Source organism: Chryseobacterium sp. sg2396 (assembly GCF_042610505.1).
In the GTDB taxonomy this organism is placed as follows: Bacteria; Bacteroidota; Bacteroidia; order Flavobacteriales; family Weeksellaceae; genus Chryseobacterium.
In genome coordinates this window covers 95,001-114,669 of sequence record NZ_JBHGAQ010000006.1, presented here as the reverse complement: position 1 = coordinate 114,669, position 19,669 = coordinate 95,001, and the positions used below count along the sequence as shown (strand labels likewise).

Annotated in this window: 14 protein-coding genes (1 of these 14 running past the window's edge); 3 read left to right on the top strand and 11 right to left on the bottom strand. The window is 37.1% G+C overall.

Translation table 11 applies throughout. From position 1 onward, the window contains the following. Positions 1-25: 25 nt before the first annotated feature. The 3 genes from ACED20_RS08315 to sufD all read left to right on the top strand — a co-directional run bounded on the left by ACED20_RS08315 (position 26) and on the right by sufD (position 2,819). A complete protein-coding gene (locus ACED20_RS08315) occupies positions 26-439 on the top strand; it encodes a GxxExxY protein (protein ID WP_294238014.1) in 414 nt (137 codons plus the stop codon). Between the two features lie 224 nt (positions 440-663). Further along, positions 664-1,410 (top strand): Fe-S cluster assembly ATPase SufC, encoded by a 747-nt coding sequence (gene sufC, locus ACED20_RS08310; RefSeq protein ID WP_294202034.1) that lies wholly within the window; start codon positions 664-666, stop codon positions 1,408-1,410. Between the two features lie 101 nt (positions 1,411-1,511). Then, positions 1,512-2,819 (top strand): Fe-S cluster assembly protein SufD, encoded by a 1,308-nt coding sequence (gene sufD, locus ACED20_RS08305; RefSeq protein ID WP_294229588.1) that lies wholly within the window; start codon positions 1,512-1,514, stop codon positions 2,817-2,819. 179 nt (positions 2,820-2,998) lie between these two features. On the opposite strand, the gene ACED20_RS08300 is transcribed toward sufD, so the two are convergent. The 11 genes from ACED20_RS08300 to ACED20_RS08250 form a co-directional block, all read right to left on the bottom strand. Further along, positions 2,999-3,256 carry a hypothetical protein gene (locus ACED20_RS08300; protein WP_294238011.1) on the bottom strand — a complete coding sequence of 86 codons (258 nt, stop codon included), beginning with the start codon at positions 3,254-3,256 and terminating at the stop codon, positions 2,999-3,001. A gap of 6 nt (positions 3,257-3,262) precedes the next feature. Beyond that, positions 3,263-3,556, bottom strand: a complete 294-nt coding sequence (locus tag ACED20_RS08295; RefSeq protein ID WP_294238009.1) for a tetratricopeptide repeat protein — start codon at positions 3,554-3,556, stop codon at positions 3,263-3,265. Between the two features lie 8 nt (positions 3,557-3,564). Then, a complete protein-coding gene (locus ACED20_RS08290) occupies positions 3,565-3,717 on the bottom strand; it encodes a hypothetical protein (protein WP_294238007.1) in 153 nt (50 codons plus the stop codon). 192 nt (positions 3,718-3,909) lie between these two features. Beyond that, positions 3,910-4,266 (bottom strand): hypothetical protein, encoded by a 357-nt coding sequence (locus tag ACED20_RS08285; protein WP_294238005.1) that lies wholly within the window; start codon positions 4,264-4,266, stop codon positions 3,910-3,912. Beyond that, positions 4,256-5,308: an RHS repeat-associated core domain-containing protein gene (locus ACED20_RS08280; RefSeq protein ID WP_378104163.1), complete on the bottom strand. Its 1,053-nt coding sequence runs from the start codon at positions 5,306-5,308 to the stop codon at positions 4,256-4,258. The genes ACED20_RS08285 and ACED20_RS08280 overlap by 11 nt, the downstream gene beginning before the upstream one ends. Positions 5,309-5,719: 411 nt before the next feature. Continuing rightward, a complete protein-coding gene (locus ACED20_RS08275; RefSeq protein WP_294238003.1) occupies positions 5,720-6,142 on the bottom strand; it encodes an Imm53 family immunity protein in 423 nt (140 codons plus the stop codon). Positions 6,143-6,305: 163 nt separating this feature from the next. Further along, positions 6,306-6,629 carry a hypothetical protein gene (locus ACED20_RS08270; RefSeq protein ID WP_294237997.1) on the bottom strand — a complete coding sequence of 108 codons (324 nt, stop codon included), beginning with the start codon at positions 6,627-6,629 and terminating at the stop codon, positions 6,306-6,308. Beyond that, positions 6,629-7,453 carry an RHS repeat-associated core domain-containing protein gene (locus ACED20_RS08265; RefSeq protein ID WP_378104225.1) on the bottom strand — a complete coding sequence of 275 codons (825 nt, stop codon included), beginning with the start codon at positions 7,451-7,453 and terminating at the stop codon, positions 6,629-6,631. The genes ACED20_RS08270 and ACED20_RS08265 overlap by 1 nt, the downstream gene beginning before the upstream one ends. Before the next feature lie 227 nt (positions 7,454-7,680). Next, positions 7,681-8,016 carry a hypothetical protein gene (locus ACED20_RS08260; RefSeq protein WP_378104162.1) on the bottom strand — a complete coding sequence of 112 codons (336 nt, stop codon included), beginning with the start codon at positions 8,014-8,016 and terminating at the stop codon, positions 7,681-7,683. A gap of 4 nt (positions 8,017-8,020) precedes the next feature. Beyond that, positions 8,021-18,355 carry a toxin TcdB middle/N-terminal domain-containing protein gene (locus ACED20_RS08255; protein ID WP_378104160.1) on the bottom strand — a complete coding sequence of 3,445 codons (10,335 nt, stop codon included), beginning with the start codon at positions 18,353-18,355 and terminating at the stop codon, positions 8,021-8,023. A gap of 10 nt (positions 18,356-18,365) precedes the next feature. Further along, positions 18,366-19,669, bottom strand: the 3' portion of a protein-coding gene (locus ACED20_RS08250; RefSeq protein WP_378104158.1) for a T9SS type A sorting domain-containing protein. 76 nt of this gene lie beyond the right edge of the window; only the last 1,304 of its 1,380 coding nucleotides appear in the window; its start codon lies off the right edge, out of view — the gene reads right to left on this strand; the stop codon is at positions 18,366-18,368.

The following is a 19,669-nucleotide window of genomic DNA, read 5'->3' as shown; positions in this document are numbered from 1 at the left end:
ATCAATTCTTATAAGGAAAATTAAGATGACCAAAACACAAATAACACAGCTTTCTTATGAGATTATAGGTTGCGCGATCAAAGTACATAAAGAACTTGGTCCTGGCCTGTTGGAAAGTGTTTATGAAGCGTGTTTGGCATATGAATTAAAAGAAAAAGGAGAAAAAGGATTTATAGTAGATCAACAGATCAGTACCAAAATCAATTATGAAAAAATTGAAATTGAAACTCCGCTGAAAATCGATTTACTTGTGAATGACACAGTTATTATTGAAGTCAAAACGGTTGAAAGTTTATTACCCGTTCATCAGGCACAACTGATGACTTATATGAAATTATTGAAAAAGCCTCAGGGTCTTTTGATTAATTTTCACACGGATAATATTTCGAAATCGATGATTCCTTTAGTAAATGAATATTTCACTAAACTTCCGGAATGATTTAATATTAGTGAAATTAAGAACCGAAAGACCTTAAATCATCTTAATTAAAATCAATTTATTGATTTCCTTAAAGCAAAATAATACATTAAAAATTGCTTAAATTCTTAATGTTTAAAAATAAAAAAATAGTATTTCATTCGCTGGCGTTAATGCCTTTGTAATGGTGGTTTAGTGTTACAGAGGATGTACTCAAAGTCTAACCTTGCGATAAACTAAAATATATGTTAGAGATAAAAAACTTGCACGCCAAAATTGAAGATGGCGACAAAGAAATTTTAAAAGGAATTAATCTTGAAATAAAGCCGGGTGAAGTTCATGCCATTATGGGACCGAACGGAGCCGGTAAGTCTACCCTTTCTTCCGTTATCGCCGGAAAAGAAGATTATGAAGTGACAGGAGGGGAAATTATTTTCGGGGGGGAAAACATTATTGAAGATGCTCCTGAAGAAAGAGCACATAAGGGTATTTTCCTTTCGTTCCAGTATCCGGTAGAAATTCCGGGGGTTTCTGTAACCAACTTCATCAAAGCGGCGATGAATGAAAACAGAAAAGCCAACGGATTGGGAGAAATGCCGGCCAAAGAAATGCTGGCGATGATCCGTGAAAAATCCGAGAAATTGGGCATTAAAAAAGATTTCCTTTCAAGATCCCTGAACGAAGGATTTTCCGGAGGTGAAAAGAAGAGAAATGAAATATTCCAGATGATGATGCTTAACCCGAAACTGGCCATTCTTGATGAAACCGATTCCGGACTGGACATCGACGCTTTGAGAATTGTTGCAGACGGAGTAAATGCGTTCAAAAACGAAGGAAATGCAGTATTGCTGATTACCCACTATCAGCGATTGCTTAATTATATTCAGCCTGATTTCGTTCATGTTCTTGCTAACGGGAAAATCATCAAAACCGGTGATAAATCTCTTGCTTTAGAGCTTGAAGAAAAAGGGTACGACTGGCTTTTAAATTAATTAAAAAAAGAAAAATTCGGGGATTGACGATTGATCTTCCGGTTTAACAATTCAGCCAAAACAAACAAGAAAAAATGGTGCAAACCACAGATATACCAGTAATGGCATTAAGAGAACAGATTACAGAAAACCATCAGGAATTCCTGGAAAGCCTTCGTCACCGATTTTTGGATGAAGACCGGAAAGCAGCTCTGGAAAGATTTGAAAGCATTGGTTTTCCTACAAAAAGAGACGAAGAATATAAATACACCAACTTAAAGGAAATCACTGAAAAAGCCTATAACTTTTTCCCGAAAGAAAATCATAACATTACCAAAGAGCAACTGGATCAGCTGCACCTGGGTGAAGAAAATTTCGATTGGATCACTTTCGTCAACGGCAAACTTCATAAAGAACTGTCTAAAGTTTCGATTGAAAACGTTGAGTTCCTTTCCTTCAATTATGCTTTGAATGATGAGAAGCACCGGGATGTTTTCGACCGGTATTTCAATACGATCGCTTACGATAAATCTGCATTTACCAATCTGAATCAGGCTTACTGCAAATACGGTTTTTTCCTGAAGGTTCCTAAAAATGTGGTGATCGAAAAGCCGATCCATATTTTTTATATTTCTCAGAATCAGGAAGAAAACACCTTCTATAATACCAGAAATTTATTAATTGTTGACGAAGGTGCCAAAGTGGAAATCATTGAAAGCCACCATAATTTTGACAGCACGTATGTTCTGACCAATTCGGTAACGGAAATTTTTACCTACCCGAATGCAAAAGCAGACTGGCATAAATTGCAGAACGATAACGATACGTCTTACCTGATCGACAATACGTTCGCAAGGCAGGAAAAAGACAGTTTAACGACGGTAAATACGTTCTCTTTCGGTGGTAAGCTGGTAAGAAATAACCTGGATTTCATTCAGAACGGATCGAACATCAATTCGTTCATGAACGGGATCACGATTATCGGTAAAGACCAATTGGTAGACCACCACACGGCGGTTCACCACAACTTTCCGAACTGCGAAAGTTACCAGAACTATAAAGGGATCTTCGACGGAAAATCCCGCGGCGTTTTCAACGGAAAAGTCTTTGTGGATAAAATTGCCCAGAAAACGAATGCCTATCAGCAGAACAACAATGTATTGCTGAGCGAAGGTGCAGCCATCGATACCAAACCACAGCTGGAAATTTTCGCAGATGATGTAAAATGTTCTCACGGCTGTACAGTAGGCCAGTTGAACGAAGATGCTTTGTTTTACCTGAGAGCAAGGGGAATTTCCAAAAAAGAAGCACAGGCTTTATTGCTGTATGCTTTCGCCAACGATGCGATGCAGAATATCGATATAGAACCTTTGAAAGAAAAAATTTCCAGGTTGCTGGCAGAGAAATTAGGAGTGGATATAGAGTTTTAATACTATATAGTTGATAAATACATCGGCTGCTTCAGATGAGGCAGCCGTTTTTTTACCAATCTCAGAATACAGCTTTTAACTTTTGTTGCATTCCTATGCAAAAGTAGCAGTGATGCCATCAAACACATTCTGTTTCTACTATTTCCTGCTGTGAAAAATATAATTTCTTGTAAAGCAATCTACTGTTGCAAAATCTGCATATTTACACCATTAGCTTTAGAATCAAAATCCATTTTCCTATCATTAATAAGATCTAAAGGATCTGTATTTTGATAATAATTTATTGCATTTTTAGCATTTGATGGAATATTTATATCAGTCCATCCAAATTTATCTGGATCTCTTGCATCTAATGTGATAAGAAGATTTATCTTAATATTTGGATTTTCTTTTAATAATTCTACATTATTATCAGCACCTCCACTGTGCTCAATCAATATTACCTATCCTTTAGGATGTGCTTTTTGAAAATTAGTTATGGTTCTCTTACTATCTTCTTTAGTGCTATTAGTACTTGATGAAGCATAATTAACTACTCTTAATGAGCTACCTGTAGAACGAATATTTGCTAACCCATCATCAGCATTATATTTCAATGATTGATCAAAATCATTCAAGGCTAAATCATACTTTTTTAATAAAGCATATGATGTCCCTCTATTTCCATAACCTTTATGGCTAGGCTTAATATTTATTGATTTAGTAAAATCATCTATCGCTTCCGCATACTTATCCATACTCATCTTTATATATCCTCTATTAAGATAAACATATAATCTGCTGGTGTATTTTTAACAGCTATTTCAGCATCAACAATTGCTTCGGAAAACATTCCCAGCATTGCCTTTGCTCCAGCTCTTTTACTATATAATGAATATTCTTTTGGATTTTGAGACAAAGCAATATTATAGTTTTCTAACGCTCTTCCATACTGATTTGTAACAGAGTACTATTTTCCGTAGAATGCATAAACCTTAATGTTGTTAGAATCTATTTTATATGCTTTGTAATCTCACCCTTATTTTTAATAAAAAATATCAAACTATTTAATAAGATAGTAAATCAAGTTTTTATTATTGTTTATTTTTTACTACAGTAAATCATATCGTATGTCTTTTGTCTCAAAAATATTTACATACTCATCATAGGATAAAATTTTATCTAAATATTGATCATCTATAATTTTTTCTATTGCTTTATAAATTGTGCTTCTATTTAAATCTTTAACAATAATCATATTTCTTTCAGCTATAAATAGTTCACCCGATTGAAAAATATCATTCACCATAGAGTTTGTATAGAGAGTGCCTAGATAAACTTTTTCCCTGTCATTTTTCTTCATAACAAAAATATCTATAATGTCTTTAATTACATCAGAAACTCTATTTTTATAACCTCCTGGAAAGAAAACGTAGAAATTGTATTCTTCTATAGTATTATTTTGCATGCTTTTTCTTTATTGCGTCTATTACTTTTTGTTGATTAGTTTTATTAAAGTATCCTAAAATTTCCATAACCTGTCCTTTCATTCTATAATAAACTCTAGCTCCTTGCTTATGCCCTCTAAGCTCAAAGATACCGTTTCCAATATCTTTCGCACCTTTACCAGAATTAAAATTGCCATCCATTGCTTGTTTAACCAATTCAGTGGCTTCTTTAGAAAGTAGTTCATTTCCCTCAAAAGCTTCTCTCGCTAATTTCAAAATCTTACTATCTGTTTTAACCAATGATTTAACGGTAATCTTGGTTCCAGTTGCAGCATAACCTGCTGCTACAGATAAACCTGCATTTAGATAATCACCTTCAGATGCATACCACACAGCGTTAGCTCCGTCTAATGGCTCTCCTACAACAGGTAATAATCCTCCAACATCCAAAAGAGCATGACCAACTTCCTTGGTAGCAGCGCCTTTTGCCGCTTGTACTGTACCACTTTGAAACTCACTAAATCTCTCATGTGAGGATCTTACTCTTAAACCATCAGCGGTGCTTTCAGTTGCAGCCCAAGGATTTACAGCATTCCACATCTTTTCTAACCCATCAATTACTTTATCAACTTGTTTTCCATTCGGATCAATATATCGAATAGGATTCTGATAACAATAGATATAGGGATTAAGGTTTCCTAAGTTATATACTCCACCATTGTGTTGCCCATCACCGTAGAACTCGGTTTCCATTACAGGATTGTACACTGCAAGTGGGTCAACACCATACCAAATACTCGATCTAGGATTATAGTACCTCGCCCCGTAATAATAAAGACCGGTTTGACCGGTTTCGCTGTCAAGCTCCTTTGCATTGAACTTATAAGGGTTTACATAGGCGGTCGGTTCCTGCTGCTGCTCCATCTTTTCCCCGAATGGTAAATTTAAGAAAAACTGTGTAGGTTCAGCATATTCGTTTGTTATATACGTGGCAGTACCCAGATGATCGCCGTGGAGATAATATACTCCACTAGAGGAACCAGAACTTTTGGCAAATTTCATCTCTATATACAAATCTCGTATCCTGCTTTTTACAGGTAATTTTTAAAGTCTGCTTTCGTATTCTTTGGAAATGGCCTCACAGATGTAGAACATGCCGCCGGCATCAGTCAACCTACTGGCCATGGGTTAGTCGCTTATAAAGTAATGTGATAAAAAAAATTATACAAAGAGATTGTCTACAAATAAAACAATCTCTTTGTATTTTTAGAAAATAATATTCTGATTATATCATATTAACTATGTCATGATTTAAAATACTAAATCACATACTACTAATGCTGGATAATCAAATAACATTTCTAATTTACAGTTAACTTTTTTGTTAATCACATGGCTAACTGCATTTATAAGCCCTCTCTCCTCATCCTTTTTAAACAATTCAAAATCTTCAATATTTTTTACTTTAATATTTTATATAAAATCTGGTTCTATTGAATTTATAATGAATGTTTTATAGTCTATTAAATATGCCTCTAATGGTAAAAATAATTCTAATGAATTTTCACGTACATATCTATAGAATACACTGTAGAACACATTTGTTCTATTTGACTTTTTAAAAAAATCATTTAAGAAAAAACTTAAAACGTAGTCAATTCTATTTAAAGAACAATTAGATGTAAAATAATTTCCATCTGATAAAATCTCATACCAATCCATTTCGTCATGGTAAGTTTTATCTTCGTAGATATATCCTTCTAATGACGTTCTAAAAATCGGTATCGATATATTCCATCCAGGATTATCAATTGTTTCCATTTTAATACTGTGCTCATGTTCCCAATCACCATCGGATTGAGCTTCTATCCATTTCTGCAACTCAATTAATATCATTAATATTTTCCTTTAAATCTATTGTTTCTCGGATATTCTTGGCTAGTTGGCTTTCGAAACTGGAGCTTCTTTATTTTTAAAATTAATAGGTGTTATGTTAATACATTATAAACCATGCTATTGGACCAATTCTAATTTAAATTTATAATTTTTTTAAGAAAAATTATATCCATAAATCATTATAATATTTTGCAAAAGTCTCTAACCCTTTTTTAATCTTTTCTTTAAGAACTTCTTCATCCATATCTTCAAAGCTTTCTGTAAAGCTATAATATTGAAATGGAAAAATCATTTCTTCAAGTTTCTTACTCCAAAATTCAGACATTAAATCAAAACTTACTTTTTTATTTTCAAAGTATTCTTCATTCTTAAAGTTTGGTATAGTTACTGCCTTTTTATCATCTACCATATCTTTAAGAGCTTTCAATCTAGGATAGATATAACTAGCTAAAACATATTTTAGTTCATATAATTCTTCTTTTTCCATTATCTAATTTTTTTAAATGATCCCTTTTGGTAATGTTGATTGGTAATATACGCACTTCCATCACTTCCTGTTACAATTCTAGTTTTATCTCTGGTTGCTCCATTCTTTCTTTGCTCCTGAGTTGGTGGTTTATAAAGGTCATATGTTGTATAATTAATATCTCCACTTTTACCTTTTTTAGGCAATATTCCGGAATTGTCCCTACCATCATTTGCATAAGGATGTCCATCTCCTTTACCTGCATCAATTTCTGCTAATTTTTTATTAATATCTCTTTGTTTAGCATTTCCAAATTTTGCATTATTAGAGTTTAAAATTATAATCTTTTGCTGTACAGCTGCTGGCAAATCTCTAACAATTAAATTATCCTTTTCTGCTGCAGGATAAGTTTCTGATCTTAAAGATTCTTCTTTATCCCTGAAAATTTGCTCCCTTGTTATTTTAGGGCTCTTAGATGGAATTGTTTCATTATATACAGGGCGTTCTACAGGTCTTGAAAATTTAACCTCTTTAGCTGCTTCTGATATTTTGTAAGCTGCTATTCCACTTACAACAGCTCCAAAAATATAATATCCAAGTGGTATTTCCCATGCCCCTGTCTGCTTTCCGTTTGGATCAATATAATTAATTGGACTTTGATAACAATAGATATACGGATTAAGATTTCCCCAATTATATATTCCACCATTATGATCTCCATCTCCATAGAACTGATTTTCCATTACCGGATTATACACAGCCAGCGGATCAACCCCATACCAGGTACTTAATCTAGGATTATAATACCTAGCTCCGTAATAATAAAGACCGGTTTCGCTGTCCAGCTCCTTTGCATTGAACTTATAAGGGTTTACATAGGCGGTCGGTTCCTACTGTTCTATCACTGCTTCTTATGGTAATTAAAAACTTAGGTATAAACACATAGTTGTTGGTAAATAACTGCAACCAATAATCTGTATTCAGATAATATATTTAATCTATTAAACCATTTTATTCATGGTCTATCCCATTAAAATTACATTTACTAAAAACTAGCTTATAATTAGTTCTTTCAGATTCTTTTTAAAAATATCTCTAAATCATTATTTACTTCTTTAATCACAAATTTTAGCTTTTCATCTGTAACTTTGCTAAATTGTTTTTGTACTTCTTCTTTGTATAATAGTTTTCTATATATTCTTGCAATGTCTCCTATTCCATAAATTGCAGTTCTAGCAATCCCAAAGTCATCATTAGATATATATCTAATACACATTTCTTCCAACCATTTTTGATCGTCTATACCATTTATAGCCCCAATGATAGCTTCTATAACATTTTGATTATTCGCCAACATCTTTGTCACATCAGATTTATTAGCATAATTATAATTTTTGTACTCCATCATTACATTAATTTTTTTTAGGAGGCAATGGCTTGCCTTTGTGATTAACTACCTTATTTTTAATCAATACATTTTTCATTTCTTGAGATAGTTCATTCCAGTTTCGAGAATGCCCATGGTAAACATTTTTTCCAGGGTGAGTTTGGTCAAAAACATTAAATTCATTAGCATCTGGATCATATCCAATCCTCCTTTCTGTATTAGGTGAAAGTTGATATGAATTATCTAAGGATTCTTGAGGATTTGTAGGCTCCTTATTTGCTCTACCATTATTAGTTGATCCATGTTTCGGACTAGGTTCAAAAATTCTCTTTTCCCCATCAGAGTTTAAAATTGTTATTTTCTGTTGTATTGCTGCCGGAAAATCTCTAGCAATTAAATTTTCTTTTTTATTAGCTGGAAAGCTTTCTTTTAAAATTGCTGCATCTTGTTGTTCTTTGGACAAACTATTAAACTCATGGGCTCTTTTCAATTGAAAAGTTTTTTGTTGTTTTTGGCTTAAATATGCTGAAACTCCAATTCCTGCTACAACACCAGCTGCAAGACCACTTACAAACCCACCTACACTCATAAGCCCTCCAGTTCCTAAAATTCTAATGCCTTTAGAACCTTCAAGTGCCCACGTGAATGACTGTTTTCCATTCGGATCAATATATCTTACAGGATTCTGATAGGTATAAATATAAGGATTTAAATTACCCCAATTATACACTCCTCCATTATGCTGGCCATCGCCATAAAACTGGGTTTCAATTAAAGGATTATACACCGCCAGCGGATCCACTCCGTACCAGATACTCAATCTAGGATTATAATACCTGGCCCCATAATAATAAAGACCGGTTTCGCTGTCCAGCTCTTTCGCATTGAACTTATAAGGGTTTACATAGGCGGTCGGTTCCTGCTGCTCCACCATCGTTTCCCCGAATGGTAAATTTAAGAAAAACTGCGTAGGTTCCGCGTATTCATTCGTTACATACGTGGCGGTACCCAAATGATCGCCATGGAGATAATATACTCCACCTGAAGAACCAGGACCTTTGGCAAATTCTTTTTCTATATTGCTGACTTCATATCCTGCCTTTTGCAGGTAATTTTTAAAGTCAGCTTCCGTATCAGGCGCTTTCTCTCTGGAATTGGCCTGGCGGGTGTAGAACATACCGCCGGCATCGGTCAACCTGCTGGCAATGCGCTGGTCTCCGGCAAAATAATGCTTGGTCAGCATGCCATCGGAAGAGTAAACCACATACGGATTGGGATACACTTTGAAACTATCGAACATTAAGCCGTTATCCACCATTTCTCCATTCTGATATAACTCTGAATCATTGGTCAGGTTAGCTTTAATCGTTCGTTCCCCTTTATCATCATATACATAATACTGAAACATTCCCTGAACATCTCTTTTTACAGCCCTAAGCCTATCCTGCTCATCCCAGAAGAAATAATCAAGAACGCTTTTATCTACATTGGTATATTGTATTACATTGCCATTTGCATCATAATTAAAAAATTCATCATTTCCTGAAGCGGCTGCAATATAGTTTACCATATGGGTACCCGGAATATAAGAATAGGTATTATCATAGGTATTGTTCATATTGATAACCCCGTCCTGCTCATGATGCTGCCATTTGTTTTCTATACCGCTGGTTTTGTTATAGGATAACCTGGTTTCATACAAAGAAGCTATACTTCCTGTAACAGGAGTAGGTGGCATTCCTTCCTTCCTTCCCGGCTCTGCATTTCCTGTGGATCTGATAAGTCGATTCAGCACATCATATTGGTAGCCCATTCCATAATTCCCCCCGAAGCCGGTAGCGGTTGTCGGGCTTATATTTTCTATGCCCGTAATGTTGCTTGCATAATCATAGCTATACGTGCCATTCAGCAGCGGGGAAGCTACCGGCGATTCCAGGAGGTGATTTTTCAGTCTTCTTTTACCCGGTTCATAAGTAAACGTGGATGAAGTATCGTTCCCAAAAACAATTTTCTTGCGCTGTTCATATTCGTCATACTGAATATTTTTTACATATTCGCCCAAATTGCTTTCGATGTGTTCCAGATTACCTCCCAGGTCATACCGATACCGAACCAATTCATTATCGGGATATAAAATTTCCTGTATCCTGTTCCAGCTGTCATACTGGTAAGACGTGCTGAAGCTAAGCCCCGGCATATAGAATCCGTATATGGAACGGTATTCATTTGTGATTTCTCCCATTTTTCCGTATTGGTAATAGGAAGTTCCCGTACCGTCCTGCTTCTGTATAATCCTTCCTGCTCCGTTTCCTGAGTTCCCGTATGTATAGGATACATTGGCAGGGTTTCCGCCCGAAGGAATATCAGGTAATTTAATATCCATTAACCGGTTATAGTTATAGATGTAATGAATCGGTGTTCCTCCGTTATTATTGAGATTATTATTCAATACATGAGTGAGCTGGTCTGCCTTGCTGTAGCTGTAACGGGTCTGCCCGCGGTCCGGATGGTTCTGGAATATTCTCCGACCGCCCATATCGTAACCGAAATTATTTTCCATGCCTTCAGGATCAACGACTTTCAGGATTTCTCCTACCTGGTTATAAGAGAACAGCGCAGTAAGCACCTGCCCCGGCAGATAATTCCTTGTTTCTACCGTTTTGCCTTCGGCATTGGCCAGGACTTCCGTCCTGATCTGGTCTGAGGCATTCTGCATCTGGGTAGTTTCCGTTTTATACCGGTTGCTCTCGATAAAAAATTTTTTATCAAACGAATTTCCTGCCTCATCGATAAAAGACACGTTACGGTCTTTATAATCGTAAACTGCAGAAGTATAATATTGGGCAAGAGTAAGGCTAAGTTTATTGTTGAGGGCTGCATCCTTATTCTCAAATACCGGGTGATACTGAAGAATCGTCCTGCCCAAATTGTCATCAACCGCTCTTCCTGAAACCGACATTTTTTCTATATCATCGATCTCAATATCCTTTTTTACCTGTATTACCTCCCCTTTAATATCGGCAAAAGAAATCGTCTCGATATCATTATTCGGGTGTAAAGGATCCAGGTGCTTTGTTTTTGCAGTGAAAAGATATACCTTGTTACCGTTGGTTAAAGTTACAGGAGTGGTGTAATATTGGTAGCCAATCGTGTTTGATTGCGTAGCCCAGTCATTAGGGGCAATGATCGAAAGAGGCCTGCCATACCCGTCATAAGTATATCCCATCTTGTTTCCGGAAACATCAGTATATTCTGTAACCGTATCCATCAAAGGATTATAAACAGCATAGGATGACAGATTGAAAACAGGATCTTTCACCTGGATAACATATTTGCCCGTCTGATCATAAAAATATTCAAGTTCCGAACGTTCAGTAAATTCATTCGGCGGATATTTTACGGTTTTTATATTTCCAAAAGGATCGTAGGTAAGATCCGTATCGGCCGTTTCCGTAGGACTGAGCCATACTTTAAACCTGGAAATATCCCCGGTATTGAGATCGGTAATCTCGGTAGCACGTTTCCGCAACGGATTGGAAGCTCCGGTTCCGGGATAAACCGTAATGGTACTCGGTTTATTTAATATATTATTGCTGAGGTTTGTGTGGTATGATATAACACTGTTGTACGTTGCAGACGGACTGCTGTAATCGTATCTGGTAAGCTGGCCCCTGTTGTTGTAAGAAAGCTGGCTTTGCACGGAAACCGAATTCCCGTTTTCATAGGTGGTTTTCGTATTACCCGACAGCAGTACGCGGGCCATTCTACGACCTTCCGTACCGCCTACATCGTAGGTCTCAAAATCAGCGGCAGGCAGGGCTATCAACTCACTAACAGCCTGATTGAACTTATAAAGTTTATAATTATTTACCGCAGCAGAAAGAAGATTGGATGTTCCGTTTCCGCCATAGGTTTCTACCGATTTTAACAGGCCATGGATAAAATAATTCTGGTTATAAAAGTTCTGTACCGTAGTCCGGTAAATATTGGAATTATCGGACATTTCATATGTTTTCACTCTCGCAAAGCCATAATTTTCCCGCTCTCTTCTGTCATATCGCGAATTTTCATACTCATACCGTGCAATCATATCTTTACCACTGGTATTCTGCGTATAGGTTCCGGAGAACGCATCCGGATTCGGCATTACCACTTCCGACATGACAAGCTTTGCACGAGGGTCGTTATAAGATGGTTTGGAGAATTTATAGCTAATGGTAAAAGCAGTTCCAATATTCTTAGGAGGATCTCCGAGAAAGGATTCAGCATAAGAGACTTTTTTAAGTTTATTGGTCGTACCAAGCTGCGAATAATAGATCTTTAATCCGCTGTTGGTATTAACCACCAGATCAGGGAAACCATCACCATTAACGTCTCTCAGTCCCTTATTGATTTCAGATACAGATAATCCTACATTCGCTGTGAGATCAGCTCCGAAAGGTTTCAGGTAAAGAAGCGTAATGCCAAAAATAGTAATTGCCGGGATATTTATATAAAACCCTCCATTCAGGTTTGCGTATCCACTGTGTGTCTTCGTTTCTTCTGCAAGGTTGGCATTTAAGCTTTCAGGATTGCCGAACCGGTTTCCTAAATTATATTTTACATTGGTCTGTCCATTATTTTCATCAACCTGAACAATATCGACAAGGCCATCACCATTCACATCCAGGAAGGATCGTTTGGAAGTAGCCGTAGAAGAACCGCCACCGACTCCTCCGGAAACGGCAATGCCCAATTCAACACCCTGTACGGCATCGATCACCCCATTAATACCGCCACCGATTCCAAAAGATGAGGAATTTACGGGTTTGGAAACCTGCTGCTCAAATCCTGCAAAAGTTCCCGTCGACCCTGCAATGCTCCCGTTAACTAATCCCGTTCCGAAGTTGAGCTTGTAATTATTACCTTCAATCTTATCCGGAAGGCCATCGCCATTGATGTCCATCCAATATTCTGTTGTTTTATTAGATGAATTCGGATAATTGGATGAACCGATACTCATAGACCATGAAACTGAAGTATCTCCGGTTGCATTGCTATCGCTGTTGTTGGTTTGCCTTCCTACCGATTTGCTTCCTGACGGACCAAATGACTTGGATTTTGAATTCATGAAATCTTCGGTTCTGGTAATCACTTTATCGGTTCCTTCAATACCGCTCTGTGCTCCTTTTAGCCCTCCTAAAATCCCTGTTTGCTGCGACTGACCACGATAAAGCATATCAGGATAACTATCTCCATTGACATCGAAAAAGTCCTGGGTCTGGATATTTCCTATGTTTCTGAGTTCTGAGATAGAATTGCTGAAATTAAGTCCAAAGCCAATCCCTGCATTTTTTGTTTTTGATTTACTTTTTTGTTTTTTAGAAATCGCAAACATTCTGGTATTAGGGTTGTTGGCCACTTCAATATCATCTTCATCTGTATCGCTGTCTATAAATGGAGAAGTTGGTGTTTCATCATCCCTGAAACTGCCTTTCTTAGAATACTGTTCTTTAAATATCTGATTCAACCATTTATGTTCACGGATATCCCTATCCTTATAAGGATTTAAAGGTGTAAAAGGAGATGCTGCACCAAATACCTGATTGTTTGCATAATTGTTTTGGAAATCATTGGCCAGCTGATCTCCTATACATTCTCCGTATTGCTGGGAGTTGGTATTTCCTGAACAGCCGGAGAAATTCAGATTAAACTGAAATGGATTTTCAAGTGTCTGATCGTTGATCAATGCTCCATACTGGTCTTTGGGAGTATTTGGGTTGAGCGTATACGCCGGTGCGCTACTTCCACTGGGTCCTGTAGGGACAATAATACAGTCATTTTCCTTACGGGGCTCACAACCGGGAATAAGCGGCGGTTGCTGATTCGTGCTTCCCGGACCGGGAACAATATCCCTGGCTTCATTATAAAGAAACTGACCCCAATTGTGATAAACGGCAGTTACTCCATTGTATTCTCCTGTATTAACAGAGGTTTCTGTAGTATAATTCAGAAGATTACTGCCAGTCTGATTGTAAATACCGAATATATTGTTGTTCAGCTGTAATTTAAGCGCTTCGTAAGCAAGCCTGTCTTTATTGGTATCGCAATATACCAGGATATTCAGTTTTTCCGAATCATCCATAGGTTGTGCTGTAGGATCTCCGGAATAGAATGAGATGGGGTCTAATCCGTTGATAAGATTATAATCGATCGTATATTCTTTAAGACTGCCGTTGGATATTTCTACGATTCTTTTATCCAGGAATTCACCCTTCTTCTTAATGATATACATGAATCTACCCGGAACGGAAGGGCTGAAACTAAAACTTTTATTGATAGAGATGCTATATTGATCATTCCCGGCTGGTACGTTATTCAGCGTGGAAACATCAAACTTATTTTTCAGATTTCTGATATGATAAGACGGATATTGCGCAACAGCGTAATGCTTATAAGAAGCATTGGGATAGCCTTCTACTATAATGTCATTCCATTCGATCTCTTTGTTAATATGGGAATCTGTTTGTACGAGAAATTTCAGATGCCAGGATTCGTCCGGATCGCTCAATGCAGGTATGGAATAGCTCATGTTTACAGCCGACACTGTTACCGGCTGACCAGGTGAAGGTCCCACTGTTTCTTCATAAATGACATTTTGAACAGTTTGCTGGTTTTGCGCGACACTGGCATCCTCTTTAATAAGGACGATAGAATATTTTACCCTGTCGGATAATGTCGGGATGGTAAACTCCGGAATCGTAATATGTATATTGGCCGGTTCTGCAAACTTAAATGACTTTGTAAGGTTATTCAGGAAAAACTTATCATCATAATTGGTGTAATTAGGCATGTAACCATCCTGTTCTTCTAAAAACTCATCAGGCAGCGAGCTTCCGGAGCTATCTGTATATCCTACCACAGGATTGGTATTGACGATATAATTAGTCCCCGCCCTTCTATGCAGCCTAAAATATACCTTTTCACCGGATTTCACATATAGCCTAGATGCATTGGATACACCGAGTGGTGTTCCGGGATAACTGTTGTAATATCGTACAGAAACACTCTGGTTTGCCGTTCCGTTAAGTTCCGTTAAGAACAGCCGGCAGTTTTTGGAAGCATCGTTAGGGTTTTTAATTTCTATCGAATAGACTGCCTTGGCCGTATTGTCCTGATTGGGAGCAATCCCTATTCTGTCTGCGATCTGAATAAATCCGTTTTTAGGAGCGATCCATACCTTCACCACATCATTTTTGGGTTTTACCGGATCAATATCATCCGGTTCTTCCGGTTCTGTGTAAGGCTGAACTGCATTATCTGTGATGATCATATTTTCAGTAAGATCACTTGTGATAACCATCTCCTGAGAATTGCCATTTTTTCTGTTAAACCAGACTTTATCATCTTTGATAACATCCGGTAATCCATCGGAATTAGCATCCATCATATAGATAGGCGTCTCATTTTCACTTTCAGAATTCACATAAGAAAATTCAAATCCCATTTTAAACCAGTTGAATCCGACACTGCCACCGAAATTCCAGGTTGTTCCCTTTGAATGGGTAAAGTTGCTATTCAGATTGCCTACTGACTGATAGGCACTGTTAAACACCAGCTGGCCATTATTATCAATACTTCCGGGAATTAATTTTATACCATTGTCTCCATTACGTTTGCGGTATAAAATATCTGCTATTCCATCTCCGTTAAAATCTACAAGCTCCTGTCCTCTTTTCATTCTGGGATAAGAAGCACCACCAAAAAGGGAAAGCATAAAGTTTTTAACACCGCCCAGTTGTGGCCGAAGTAATGCCAGACCACCTCCGGTACGCAAAGACCATCCCCATTCAAAATTATTATCTGCACTGACTTTAGAAGGTGTTGTTATGGAACTTACTACATCAGAGAATGCATCGGTACCGGGAGTTACAATATTGGTAGGTGTCCCAAATACGGTACCATTGTCATAATATTCAAAATTATAATCGAATGATTGTTTACCCCCGGAAATCTGCATTTGCATTTTACTGAGTACACTTTTCTGAAATATTCCGGGAGTATATGTAAAACTGTAAGAACGTATATTTTGCGCCGGATTACTCCCACTCTTATAATCAATATTTATTTTGGTCAGTAGGTAAGGTTCGATTCTTTTGAGAACACCTTTCGTATTGATTTGTTTATCGGCCCTTTGCGTATCATTAAAAAAGGTTATCACATAGGGGCCATTTTGTCCATTTCTTCCTGAATAATAAATTTTGTCGATATGAAATATCCATCCCGCATTAAGGTTCTGATCATTTCCAGTAAAATTATATAGTGCTTGATTTTTATATTCGTAAATGATATTATTTCCATGCACATCTTCTGCCTTCCATATCCCCCACTGGATAATATTTCCGTCATTGTTTTTCAGCACTGCATTAGGAACGAAAGTTGACTGATCTCCTCCGTAATATGTTTTCGTACCATTAGTGGCGGTTATTATCCATCTGTAATCAGAAGGGCCCGTCCCAAATCTTTCAATTCTGGTAAAATCATGATTTTTTCTCAGATAAAAAGTTTTAGGGCCGGATCCGTTTCTTACCTGCCGTGCCGTATCGAATGTTCCGTCAGGGTTCACTTTATTATGTCTATGAGGAAGGTATCCGTCCGGATACATCAGCATTTCCCCATCCAATGAATATAGTTCGGTTTCCTGTCCTGCTGTAAACGTCGGGGTTCCCCATCGGGGGTCCACCGATATGGAAGATAAGCCTCCGATATTCCATCCTTCTCCCATCCAGCCATTTCCGGAAGCACTGCTGTAAGTAACGGATAACGAAGGCTGCATTCCTGCAACACCACCGGGCAGCACCAGCGGATAATTGATATTAGCGTCCCCGGTCTGGCTTGCTGCAGGAACCTGCATCAGGGGGGCTCCCAGAGGATTAGCAGCTTTCAACCCGCTTATTGAAGTTGGGGTAAAAGAATTCAGCTGTGGAGATTCCGGTAGAGAAATAACGCCATTAATATAATCTCCATCACCATCACCTTTGAACGTTACCGTTTTGCTCTTGCGGTCTACTTCTACCGGTCCAACTGCTCTCCATTGTTTTCTTTTGTAGTCAAATGAAAAAACTTTAATTTCATTTGGAGAAATAAGCCCCAACTTGCTCTCATCATATGGAATTGTAATTTTAACTTCTTGGGTAAGTTTTCCTGATTTGGCACTGAACCGATATCCCGATGTATGCGGAGTAACATTTTTAAGGCCTCCTGATATGGCTGGAAGATCTTTTTCCCTTAATTTTATAATTTCAAGCAATGCCGGTTCTGCAGTACCTTTTTCAATCTTAAGGTTTAAATCTTCATATTGTACATTATATGCCTGTTCTTTGATAATATCAACCGTTTGGTAATTATATACATTATTACCGATGATCTTAAATGACTTTTCATCATTAGGAATCTTCAGATAATCGATCTGTCCATTTTGCATCAAAGAATAATGACCAGACTTTTTTTCTTCCGCAGTCAGTTTAAGAACTTTTTCAAATTCACCATGATTCCAGGATACATCAGCATTATTAATCTTAATATTGTTGTTTTTGCTGATCCCTTTTATATAAAGCATATCTCCTGAAAGAACGGAACTAATCTGATAATCTTTACTTTCTCTTCTGTCTTTTTCAAAAACAATTTTAAGATTTCTGATTTTATATTTTATTCCTGCAGATGGTGATGTGAAGAGTATCGTATTAATACCTTCCTTCAGGAATGATGAACTGATTTCTTCTTTCTGATAGCTCCAGTGTGCAGATGGTATAATAATTTCACCCCCTATAGACAGATGATGATTAATTGATCTCGAAACCGATTCATGGGAAGCCAATCCATATAATTCGTAGGTTAAAAATACCTTTGAACTTTGATTATCCTTTTTAGGCAGGTTAATGGTAAAGAAGTTGTCTGATACACGGTCTTCTTCCCGATCAGAAAAAACCCCAATCGTACCTTCTCTTTCAACAGCTGAAAAATAATTACTGTTATCCGTATTTTTTTCTAAAAACCCAGACGAATCATCTGCCGGATTATCGTTTTCTGCAGACATAAAGCCCTGATCCGGATGTCGACTATCTTGCGCCTCAGACTTTGACTTTGCTGCTAAAGAAGAATTTATATTCAAAGGATCTACCGGCAAAAGAAGGCCAATGGGCAGCTCAGAATAATGACGAGGCTGCTGATTCTTTTCTTTCTTCGATCCTTTTTTCCACTCCCTGATTTTCAATATATCTTTTTTATTGAAGGAAGCAAAAACAAACATACAGGCAAAGAAGCACACAAGAAGAACTTGTATCTTTGTAAAAGGAAACTTTACTGTTGATTTTATTTTCATGGTTATGTTTTTAATCTACAATTAATTTGAAGGTCTTGATTACTTTATTATTAAGTGTTAAAGAAACCAAATATGAACTTTGAATATTTAAGGAACCGTGGTATGATCTGGATTTATGATCGATCTTTTCCATCTTCACCAATCTTCCTCCCCCATCATAAATAGAGATACTCAGGTTTTCCATAGCCGGAAAGGTAATGGTAAATTCCTGGCCTTTTTTAGCAGGATTAGGATAAAGCCTGATATCTTCAAAATTCAGAGAAATCAGGTCGTTTTGCAGAGGATTAAGTTCGGAAGGATTTGTCTGTCCGTCACCTGTTTTGGAAGCAGGCCCTGTTGCGAAAGTAAAGTGTTCAAGAAGTTCAGTATTTTCTTTGATAAAGTTTACTTTTTGAAATAAAACAAAATCTCCGTTTTCATTACCTGCTATTTTTGTAATTTCCCCTGAAGCACTTTTCAGTAACATATAGTATACTAAAGGGAGTGACTCCGGGTTGATTTTCTTTTTATCAATACGAACCTGATAATCTTTTTTGGGAATAGTAGAACCCACAAAGTTTATTTCCCAGTTTCTTTCGAGGATCCTCAGATCTCCTTTATCTTTAAAAGCCATTGCTTTATTATCATCCGACCATATCACAAAATTATTCTGGTCGAAAATACTTGGATTTTCGACATTCATTTTAAGAATATTTCCTTTTCCAATAGCAAGAAAACCATCTTCCTGATTAGAAGACTGCTTTTGATAAAGTTCATTGCCATCATCCCTACCTAATCCTGTAGGCCTATGCTTAAATTCTTTATGTTTTTCCGGATCCCAGATCAGTTTGCCATCGGAAGAGATATATTTTCCTTTACTGAGGGATATTCCGTATTTCAGGGAAAGGTAAGTATGGATTTTACTGATATCTGAAGCGGTCGCTTTTTTTGGAAGAAAGATCATCTCATACAGGTTCTGATCTGCAAACCGGATTTTGATGCTGTCTGTATTGCCAGACTTAGCTTCACCATTACCGACATAAGTAAATATGCTTGGTTTTTTATAAAGCTTAATTTTAGTATTGTTGTTTTTTTCGAATACATTATTATTCAGTACAATCTTTCTGGAATCATTTTCCCATATTCTTTCTTCTTCTTTAGAATTATGCACCAGACTTATGGTGTGGCTTTTATCACGGCTGTGCTTAATATACTTTTTCAGGAAACGGTTCTTTATTCCGTCATGGAAATTAAGCAGATGATCCTCCTCTATATTGGAAACTTCTCTTAGCGTTGTATTCGCTTTCTCCCAAATCCTAGGATTGGCATCAACTA

Coding starts and splice junctions, on each gene's coding strand:
- ACED20_RS08260 (WP_378104162.1), bottom strand. CDS start 8,016: ATGATGGAGTACAAAAATTATAATTATGCTAATAAATCTGATGTGACA.
- ACED20_RS08295 (WP_294238009.1), bottom strand. CDS start 3,556: ATGGATAAGTATGCGGAAGCGATAGATGATTTTACTAAATCAATAAAT.
- ACED20_RS08255 (WP_378104160.1), bottom strand. CDS start 18,355: ATGAAAATAAAATCAACAGTAAAGTTTCCTTTTACAAAGATACAAGTT.
- sufC (WP_294202034.1), top strand. CDS start 664: ATGTTAGAGATAAAAAACTTGCACGCCAAAATTGAAGATGGCGACAAA.
- ACED20_RS08280 (WP_378104163.1), bottom strand. CDS start 5,308: ATGAAATTTGCCAAAAGTTCTGGTTCCTCTAGTGGAGTATATTATCTC.
- ACED20_RS08315 (WP_294238014.1), top strand. CDS start 26: ATGACCAAAACACAAATAACACAGCTTTCTTATGAGATTATAGGTTGC.
- sufD (WP_294229588.1), top strand. CDS start 1,512: ATGGCATTAAGAGAACAGATTACAGAAAACCATCAGGAATTCCTGGAA.
- ACED20_RS08270 (WP_294237997.1), bottom strand. CDS start 6,629: ATGGAAAAAGAAGAATTATATGAACTAAAATATGTTTTAGCTAGTTAT.
- ACED20_RS08275 (WP_294238003.1), bottom strand. CDS start 6,142: ATGATATTAATTGAGTTGCAGAAATGGATAGAAGCTCAATCCGATGGT.
- ACED20_RS08285 (WP_294238005.1), bottom strand. CDS start 4,266: ATGCAAAATAATACTATAGAAGAATACAATTTCTACGTTTTCTTTCCA.